The 6000-nt window shown below is 64.8% G+C and carries 5 protein-coding genes; 2 read left to right on the top strand and 3 right to left on the bottom strand.

Annotated elements, in window-relative coordinates; genetic code table 11:
- The 3 genes from E2583_RS24630 to E2583_RS24620 form a co-directional block, all read right to left on the bottom strand.
- The coding region (locus E2583_RS24630) for an AAA family ATPase (RefSeq protein ID WP_291599578.1) at window positions 1-991 on the bottom strand (991 nt) is incomplete at its 3' end.
- A gap of 37 nt (window positions 992-1028) precedes the next feature.
- Window positions 1029-2780: a DUF5691 domain-containing protein gene (locus tag E2583_RS24625; protein ID WP_291599577.1), complete on the bottom strand. Its 1752-nt coding sequence runs from the start codon at window positions 2778-2780 to the stop codon at window positions 1029-1031.
- Entirely contained in the window at window positions 2777-4156 is a 1380-nt protein-coding gene (locus tag E2583_RS24620) for an SWIM zinc finger family protein (RefSeq protein ID WP_291599576.1), read from the bottom strand. Before E2583_RS24620 ends, E2583_RS24625 begins: the two co-directional genes overlap by 4 nt.
- 630 nt (window positions 4157-4786) lie before the next feature.
- On the opposite strand from E2583_RS24620, the gene E2583_RS24615 reads away from it, so the two are divergent.
- The gene (locus E2583_RS24615) at window positions 4787-5152 is read left to right on the top strand and encodes a hypothetical protein (protein WP_291599575.1); all 366 of its coding nucleotides are present in this window, start codon (window positions 4787-4789) and stop codon (window positions 5150-5152) included.
- A gap of 415 nt (window positions 5153-5567) precedes the next feature.
- Complete coding sequence (locus E2583_RS24610; protein ID WP_291599574.1) at window positions 5568-5834, top strand: hypothetical protein; 267 nt, start codon at window positions 5568-5570, stop codon at window positions 5832-5834.
- Window positions 5835-6000 lie beyond the last annotated feature (166 nt).

The raw sequence follows: 6000 nt of genomic DNA, 5'->3' as shown, positions 1-6000 counted from the left end.
CCTGCACCGGGTCCTTGATCACGGCTCCCAGCAGGCCCGAGGCCACATCGGCCGCGCGCAGCACGCCATCGCCGAAATGGCCGGCCAGCGCCATGCCACTGTTGATGACCGAGATGGCCTCCGCCGTGGACAGCGTGGAGCTGGGCGACTTCACGCGCACGGTCTTGCCGTCCTCGGTCTGGCCGTGGCGCAGCTCGCGGAAGATCTGCACCACACGGCGCACCTCCTGCAGCGCAGGCGGCTCGGTTGGCAGCTGCAGCGCCCGCCCCTGCTCGGCCACGCGCTTGGTGACGATCTGCACCTCCTCGTCCTGCGAGGCAGGCACAGGCAGCACCACGGTGTTGAAGCGGCGCTTCAGTGCGCTCGACAACTCGTTGACGCCCTTGTCGCGGTTATTGGCCGTGGCAATGACCGAGAAGCCCTGCACGGCCTGGAACTCCATGGACAGCTCCGGCACGGGCAGCGTCTTTTCGGACAGCACGGTGATCAGCGTGTCCTGAACGTCGGCGGGAATACGTGTGAGCTCCTCGATGCGCGCGATCTTGCCCAGCTTCATGGCGTTGACCAGCGGGCTGGGAATCAGTGCTTTCTCGGACGGGCCGTGGGCCAGCAACTGGGCATAGTTCCAGCCATAGCGCAGCTGCTCCTCGCTGGTGCCGGCCGTGCCCTGGATCAGCATGGTCGAATCGCCGCTCACGGCCGCAGACAGATGCTCGGAGACCCAGGACTTGGCCGTGCCGGGCACGCCGTACAGCAGCAAGGCACGGTCGGTTGCCAGCGTGGAAACGGCAATCTCCATCAGGCGCGGATTGCCGATGTACTTGGGGCTGAGCTCAAACCCGTTGCTGAGCTTGCCACCCATCAGATACTGGAGCACGGCCCAGGGCGAGAGCTTCCAGTTGGGCGGGCACGGACGGTCGTCCACCTTCTGCAGGGCATCGAGTTCTTCGGCAAATTGCACCTCGGCGTGCTGACGTAGTACTTGGCTCATGATGACTTTCGGGTTGAATGCAGAAAAATTCGAAGGCTTAGGCGCCCAGTGCGGCATGCAGGGCCAGGCGCAGATCGACGATACGGTTGAGTTGCTCGAGCACGCGCTCGTCATCCCAGGGGCGCAGACGGGCGCGCTCCAGCCGCGCCTGCTGTTCGGGCGTCAGGGTGCTTTGCGCAGCCACTGCGGCGACCTCTTCGGTCGCATCGGCCACCTTGGATACCAGCTTTTTCCAGAGCCCGGTCAGCCCTGACGGGGCTGCTGTCTCGGGCTGCGGCACGGCAAGTTCCTCAGCCTGCGGGGGCTGACGCCAGAGCCGCACAAAGCGCGGCAGAACGGCCGGATGCAGGCGGCGCGCGCAGGCCAGCACGGCCTGATCGGCCTGCCAGCTATGCCAGCTGCCCGTCGCCTGCTTGCCGCCCAACGCCTTGTCCAGGGCGTCCATCAAGGACTCCGACATGGACAGAGAGAAGACGCCGACTGCCGGCATGCTGCTCTCGATGGTGTTGATACGGTCGACGAGGCTGCCCTTGGCCTGCTGCAACTGCGTCTGCCAAAGCGCCTCGCGCTCCTGCTGGCTCAGCCGATCCAGCAGGGCCGAAAGCAGCGTCTGGGCACGGGCATCCCGTTCCATGGTCTGCAGCAGCGCAATCCAGCGCACATCGGGCTGATCGCGCAGCGCCGCCAGCCATCCATGGCGCAGGGCAGTCTTCCAGTCGCTTCGGCGGCTCCAGTCCCAGAGCTGCTCGGGTGTCATCTCCAGGGTCTGCAGCCAGAAGTCCATCGGCGCAAGCTCCACCATCTGCTGCAGCCACCAGGCTTTCACGCCCTTGATATAGGCCGGCGGCTGCAGCGCGATGCCGTCGCGCTCCCAGTCCTTGCTGCCCTCCTCGGGCGGCTCGATCTGCCATTCTCCCTTGGCATTGCGGCTCAGCATGGCCTGCAACCAGCCCATGATGCGCAGGCTGTGGGCGCTTTGCGGCAGGCGCGAGAGCAGGCGTGCCGCGTTCTCGCGCACCTCCTTGCTGCGATCGGTCAGCAGCTTCTCCAGCAGCGGCTCGTCCGCCATGGACAGCCCCACGCCCAGGGCCTGCACCATGGGCGCACGCTCCTTGGCATTGAGCTCCTTCAAGCTGGCTTCCAGCCTGGCGCGGGCCTGGTCTGGGACGGTTTCACGTTCGCTGTGCAGCAGCGCCACGCGCTGCTCGATGGAACCCTCTTGCCAGATCAGCTCGGCATGGGCTGTCTCCTGCACGCCGCTGGCATAGCTCCATTGCGGGTTGAGTCCGGCAAGCCAGCGTCCTCGTTCACCCAACACCGGCGTGAGCCAGGAGCGCAACTCCACCGAACGGCGGCCTTCGTTCAAAGCCTCGACCAGGAGCGCATGGGGCAAGCGCTGTCCGGCCTGATCGAGCGCATGGAACATGGGAGCCAGCAAGCTCTCGGGTCCATGCTGCAGCACATCACGCATCAAGCCGTGCAGGCGCTCATCCTCGGGTGCACGACGAGACTCGTGCGCGGGCAATGCCGGAGGGCTCAAAGGGACGTCGAGCCGAACCTGGGCACCGGGCTGCCAGCCCGCCCGCTCCAATACGGCGGCGACGGCGCTGGCCCTCAGCAACTGTTCAGCGGTGGATTCAGCCGGCTGCAGCCAGGCGACTTGCATGGCCTGCAAGCAGGGGCCGGCTGCGGCGTCGACCTGCGCGGTCAGCGCCGCCGGCACGGCCAGCCTGTCCGCGCCGACCAGACTTGACTGCTGCAGCGCAGCCCATAGATTGGTACTGCTCATCGCATCTCTCCTGGGCTCTGCCAGAGGGGGGACAAGTCCTGGCCGTGAGCAGCGGGCTGCCAGGCGCTGAGCAAGCGCCAGCGCCCCAGTTGCGGCCCGCACTCCCACTCGCCAAACAGGGCAAGAGGCGTGCCACCGCTCAGCGCCAGCAGCCGCCAGGCTTCATCGTCGGCAATCACCGCAGGCACCGGAGCCGGCTGGCCGTGCCCTGCAGGCCAGCCCACCATCCATTGGCCCGCGGCATACAACAGCCGGGCATTCGCACACCACAGCGGCTGCACCGGCTGCAGCGCATTGGCAGCAATGCGCTCGCCCAGTTGCTGCAACGGTTCGCCCAGAGCCTTGAGCGTCAGGGCTGCGGCATCGCAGTGGTCGAGTGCTTCAACCCCATTGACGGCGACCGCCCGAAGGCTCGCCCTGCCCGGATAAAAGCTCAAGGCTGTGCGATAAGCACCGCCGCTCACCCAGGCCGTCTCGAACCCGCGTCCTCCCTGGGCATAGTCCAGCACCAGGGCCGTACGACCGGTATGGAGGCCCTGCAACCAGACGCGGCGCTCCAGCAGGCGCCCCTCGCGCTCGATCAGGCGCTGACCGAGCACGCGCCAATCGTCGCGGATGGTCTCGCCACGGGCCTGCACCTCGGCCTTGTCCATGGGCCAGCCCAGAGCCGCCATGACGTCGGCCTTCACCTCGGGACTCAGCGAATCACGCCGCTGCACCGCATCGACCAGCAGCTGCCAATGGCCAAGCTGCACCAGCAGGTCACGCGGCCAGGTCGGGTGGCTGCCCACCAACTCCCAGGCTTCCCTGATACGCGCGGCCATGCCCGTGGCCTGGGCATCCACCATGCGTGCCGCCATGGTGTTCCAGTGCTGTCGTGCCTGGCTGTCGCCGGCCTGATTGGCCAGGCCGGTGCGCACCATGTCCTGCATCCATAGCGACAGCTCCCGGATGCCGCCGGAAACCTTGTCCCAGCGTTTGTCTTCGCGCCTGGCCTGCTGCCTGGCCAAAGCCTCGTGATCCGCCACTGGTGCAGCGGCAATGGCGGCCGCCTTGGCCTCCTTTTGTTCGGCTTTCTGTTGACGACCACCCAGCCAGTGGCGGACCCATTCCGGGGGCTCGCCGCCCTCCGGCACCTGGCCGCCTGCGCGCAGCAGCATCAGCGCCAGCCCGTGCTTGCAGGGGAACTTGCGGCTGGGGCAGGAGCACTTGAAGGCCGGCCCGTTCAGATCGACCTGAGTCTGATACGGCTTGCTGCCGCTGCCCTGGCATTCGCCCCAGACCACAGCATCATTGCTGCCTGTGCTCGGCCATTTGCTCAGGGACTGCAGTCCCTTGGCCGCCTTGGATGACGCAGCATCCGGCGACAGTGCCAAAACGTCTGCTTCCGTTGCTAATACACGCGACACCAATGTCTCCCGTCCCGAATCGATGCAATATCTTGTGAGTTCGAGGCGCTTGCGCCCCCAGGGGGCACGCACGAGACAACCCTCGGTTCACCTCGCCCACACCTTGCTCACACTGCTCCTGCAGCGTGGCAAAAATGTGGTCTGACCGCGCGCGCAAACTGCTGCGCGCAATGCGCCAGCCTATCATCGACATGGCACTGTGCCGATGAAAACGTACAAAAAATCAGAACAGATCAGAGACGGGTGACATGCATCAAACGGCTTCCTCGCTGCGCTGCGGCACCGCTGTTCGCAACGAGCATTCATTCCGCCGCTGCTGCGGCAGATGCAAGTACCGACTCCACCACAGCCAAGCCGCAACCCCCTTGCTACTTTTGCTTACCAATAACGCGGCATTGGTGCGAACTGCCGGCAATGCGTGCTCGCCAACTGGCTGTCCGATCAAGACGGTGGGTCCGACATCCAAGGTTCAGATCAGCCAGTACGCTTGCGAGGCCGTACAGGGCCTGGTCAGGGGCCCGGGGGCCGGTTCCGGGGCGGCACGCCAGCCACGGGCGCAGCCTCGGCTGGCAAGCCGGCTGACAACAGAATGGAGGATTGCAGGAGATTCTGTCTGGCGGCCGGAGAACAGCGCCGAAAGTTCTCCAGCAGACGCTGTTCGCCCGCATCTTGCGCAGGCAGATTCGACTGCCGCAGCCCGGTCAGCACAAACAGCACATCAACCCCGGCTGCGGCAACGGCAGCCAGGTAATCGCTATCCGGCTTTCGTTCGTCTTTTTCATAGAGCAGTTGCGCCTGCTTGCGCACACCGCCAAGCTGGCCAAACCCTTCCTGGTTCAAGCCAAGGCGTTCTCGTTCCTCACGCAAACGCGAACCAATACCCATATGCGTAACTCAATATTGACAAATGTACGCATTTGCGTACTATTGCCATACCCAAGCCAAACCAGTGCAGCCTCATGACAACGCACTAGAGGCCAAAAGCAGCAGCCCTTTGCACAGAGCTGCTGCACCTATTCACATCGATCGGCGGATTTTGACATGAAGCAGCTACACCCCTTCGCACACGCGCGCTTGAAATGAGAGCCAAGGCACGCCATCGTCCGGTGGACGTGCAACGATCCAAAGACCCTCTCCCCGATCAGGCGTCGGTGCGATGCCGGCGACAGGTCCCGACCGCTGCGGCAGCAGATGCGCCAGGAACGCGCTCTTTGGCACACCAATACCTCGATCTGGGCCCGAGCCCAGGGTGATGCGGCGTGATGTCTTCGCGCATCTGCTGTCTGCACCTCACTGTCGCCGACATAAGGCACCACCGAAAGCCTGTGCTGTTCAACACCAGGGCCCGCTGACCCGGCCCCTACGGGAGCTTCGAGCCATGAGCCAAGACATGTTCGATCCGCGCGCCAAGGGCAAGGCTTGTCCGACATCGGCATCGATGGTGCCGGCAACTGTGCCGCAGGCACAGACTGCCTGCCACGAAGCCCAGCTGATCGGCTATGCATTGAGCCACCACGTGCCGGAGATGCGGCGCGGCTTCGAGATCCTGACCATCCACGGACGCTGGCACGTGGATGCGGAGCCAGCAGCCCGCATGGCCGAGCTGATGCGCCAGCATCTGATGCAGCAGCTGGAGACGATCTAGGCCTGCATCTCCGACAGGGCGCTGCACTCACCAGAGCCTCGCCGCAGGCCCTTTGGAAGACCTGCGGCCATGAAAAATGTCCGCTGTCAAGTCTTTGATGTAGACGGACAGTTCCGTAAAAGGTCTTATGGAATAACAGGTTAGTCCATATTTTGGTCGCTACGCA

Origin of the sequence: Comamonas sp. (genome assembly GCF_009360615.1) — a bacterium.
Taxonomy (GTDB): domain Bacteria; phylum Pseudomonadota; class Gammaproteobacteria; order Burkholderiales; family Burkholderiaceae_C; genus Comamonas.
The sequence above is the reverse complement of the archived record's forward strand: the minus strand, read 5'-3'. Positions and strand labels throughout refer to the sequence as shown.

What these genes read in the sequence shown, in the direction of transcription:
- E2583_RS24625 (WP_291599577.1), bottom strand. Translation starts at nt 2,780, where the DNA reads ATGAGCAGTACCAATCTATGGGCTGCGCTGCAGCAGTCAAGTCTGGTC.
- E2583_RS24610 (WP_291599574.1), top strand. Translation starts at nt 5,568, where the DNA reads ATGAGCCAAGACATGTTCGATCCGCGCGCCAAGGGCAAGGCTTGTCCG.